This is a genomic window from Stenotrophomonas sp. HMWF003 (genome assembly GCF_003061285.1).
In the GTDB taxonomy this organism is placed as follows: domain Bacteria; phylum Pseudomonadota; class Gammaproteobacteria; order Xanthomonadales; family Xanthomonadaceae; genus Stenotrophomonas; species Stenotrophomonas maltophilia_AP.
This window is the reverse complement of sequence record NZ_QAIW01000135.1, coordinates 1-2,654: the sequence shown is the minus strand read 5'-3', so window position 1 is coordinate 2,654 and position 2,654 is coordinate 1. Positions and strand designations below refer to the sequence as shown.

Genomic DNA, 2,654 nt, shown 5'->3' with positions numbered 1-2,654 from the left:
GGTCGGCACCGAGGGCGGCCCGTCGACCCCGCGCCTGCACCTCTATAATGACGGCGACGGCCATGCCGGCTTGGCCGACCTGGTGTTCGTGGATGCCCAGGGGCGCCGCCAAGCGCTGATCGACGGCCTGGCTGGCTACGTCCTGCCGCGCAGCGCCCGCCGCTGGGACATCCCACCGCGACCGGATGGCTACGTCGGCGGCCAGTTCCGGGCCCGGCTCAACGATGCGGCCGAAGCCCCGCTTCCCGCCGTGATTGCGCCTGCCCCCGGCACCGGGCTATAATCGACCGGATCCCTGCCGCCTTGGCGCGGGAATACGTCAACACCGGACGTCACCGGTGAATTCACACCTGCCGCCCATATCCGTGCCGGGGTGCTCCGCAAGGAGTTCGGTCACGGAAGCGACAGGGAAGCCAAACCCCGGAACCCCCCGCCTCACGGCGGACCGCCCTCTATCACCCGTGGCGGCCGGTTCCCTATCAGGAGTTACTGCAATGCCTCAGGTCACCATGCGTCAGATGCTGGAAGCCGGCGTCCACTTCGGCCACCAGACCCGTTACTGGAACCCCAAGATGGGCCAGTACATCTTCGGCGCCCGCGGCAAGATCCACATCATCAACCTGGAAAAGACCGTTCCGCTCTTCAATGACGCGATGAACTTCATTTCCAGCGTTGCGCAGAAGCGCGGCACCATCCTGTTCCTGGGCACCAAGCGCAGCGCCCGCGAGTCGATCCGTGAAGAAGCCGAGCGTTGCGGCATGCCCTTCATGAACCAGCGTTGGCTGGGCGGCACCCTGACCAACTTCCGTACCGTGAAGCAGTCGGTTGCCCGCCTGAAGGAACTGGAAGCCGGCGAAACCGACGGCAGCTTCGACAAGCTGGTCAAGCACGAAGTGCTGGGCCTGCGTCGCGAGCGCGACAAGCTGGAAGCCTCGCTGGGCGGCATCAAGGACATGAACCGTCTGCCGGACGCGATCTTCGTCATCGATATCGGCCACGAAGACATCGCCATCAAGGAAGCCAAGAAGCTCGGCATCCCGGTGATCGCCGTGGTTGATACCAACTACAACCCGGAACTGGTCGACTACGCGATCCCGGGCAACGACGACGCCATCCGTGCCGTGCAGCTGTACGCCCGCGCCGCTGCCGACGCCGTGCTGGAAGGCAAGGCTGCTGCGCCGCACGCTGCCACCGTCCGCGAAGAAGAGTTCAGCGAAGCCGCTGCTGGCGAAGAAGCCAAGCCGGCCCGTCGCGCTCCGGCCAAGAAGGCTGCCGCTCCGGCCGCCGACGCTTCGGCTGCTGGCGAAGCCCAGGCCTGATCCAGGCCCACGGTGGGCGCCACGCGCCCACCGTTCCTGTCCGCTGCCGATGGCGCGACGACAGGACACTGTCACACGGGCCGGCCACCATGCCGGCCCAACCCCTTTCTTTCGTGAGGAAATCCCGTGGAAATCACTGCTTCCCTGGTCAAGGAACTGCGCGAGCGCACTGGCGCCGGCATGATGGAGTGCAAGAAGGCACTCGTCGAAAACGGCGGCAACATCGACGCCTCGGCCGAATGGCTGCGCAAGTCCGGCCTGGCCAAGGCCGACAAGAAGGCTGACCGCGTGGCTGCCGAAGGCATCATCGTGGCTGCACAGGACGGCAACAACGCCGTGCTGGTGGAAGTGAACTCGGAAACCGACTTCGTCGCCAAGGACAGCAACTTCCTGGACTTCACCAAGGCTGTCGGCGCCACCGCGCTGAGCTCGGGTGCTGCCGACATCGACGCGCTGAAGGCGGCCAAGCTGCCGACCGGCGAGACGATCGAAGAAGCCCGCGCCGCGGTGATTGCCAAGGTCGGCGAGAAGGTCGACGTGCGTCGCATCGTGCGTCTGGAATCGACCAACAACGTCGCTGCCTACGTGCACGGCGGCCGCATCGGCGTGCTGGTTGAACTGGCTGGCGGCGACGCCGAGCTGGCCCGTGGCCTGGCCATGCACGTGGCTGCGATGAACCCGCCGCACAACAAGGCGGCCGATGTGCCGGCCGAGTTCGTTGCGAAGGAGAAGGAAATCGAGCTGGCCAAGATGACCGACAAGGACAAGGCCAAGCCGGCCGACATCCTGGAAAAGATCATCAGCGGCAAGATCGCCAAGATCGTGAACGAAGTGACGCTGTACGGCCAGCCGTACGTGCTGGACACCAACCAGTCGGTCGAGCAGGTGCTGAAGGCTGCCGGCGCGGACGTGGTGGGCTTCAAGCGTCTGGCCGTTGGCGAAGGCATCGAGAAGGTGGTGGAAGACTACGCCGCCGAAGTGATGAAGCAGGCCGGTCTGGCCTGATCCACTACGCCGTCGCTTCGGCGATGGCGGGGTGATTCGCTTCAACGAAAAAACCCGGCTTCGGTCGGGTTTTTTTGTGGGTGGTGGTTTTTTTCGAAGCGTTAAAGCGCAGGGCAAAAGCGCAGAGCTGGTTTCCTTGCTGTTTGCGGTTTCGTGCGGGCTGGCAGGCTTACCCCCTGCCGGGACACGCCGTGAACCCCGCTCCGCGGCCCGGCCCAGCCGCTGGCGGCTGGGCGTTCAGTCGCATGCGAGGCAGTGCCTCGCGAGCAATGCGCCTTCACCCCTGGGGGCTCGTGGGCGCCATCCATGGCGCCCACGAGCCCCCAGGGG

Annotated in this window: 2 protein-coding genes and 1 pseudogene; all 3 read left to right on the top strand. The window is 65.6% G+C overall.

The features are described from left to right. A pseudogene (locus DBR34_RS21220) lies at positions 1 to 283 on the top strand (molecular chaperone); the annotation flags it as partial. Between the two features lie 211 nt (positions 284 to 494). Continuing rightward, positions 495 to 1,319 carry a 30S ribosomal protein S2 gene (gene rpsB / locus DBR34_RS05215; RefSeq protein WP_128095983.1) on the top strand — a complete coding sequence of 275 codons (825 nt, stop codon included), beginning with the start codon at positions 495 to 497 and terminating at the stop codon, positions 1,317 to 1,319. A gap of 126 nt (positions 1,320 to 1,445) precedes the next feature. After that, positions 1,446 to 2,324, top strand: coding sequence for a translation elongation factor Ts (gene tsf, locus DBR34_RS05210; protein WP_128095982.1), 879 nt, complete (start codon positions 1,446 to 1,448; stop codon positions 2,322 to 2,324). Positions 2,325 to 2,654: the final 330 nt, after the last annotated feature.

What these genes read in the sequence shown, in the direction of transcription:
- rpsB (WP_128095983.1), top strand. Translation starts at nt 495, where the DNA reads ATGCCTCAGGTCACCATGCGTCAGATGCTGGAAGCCGGCGTCCACTTC.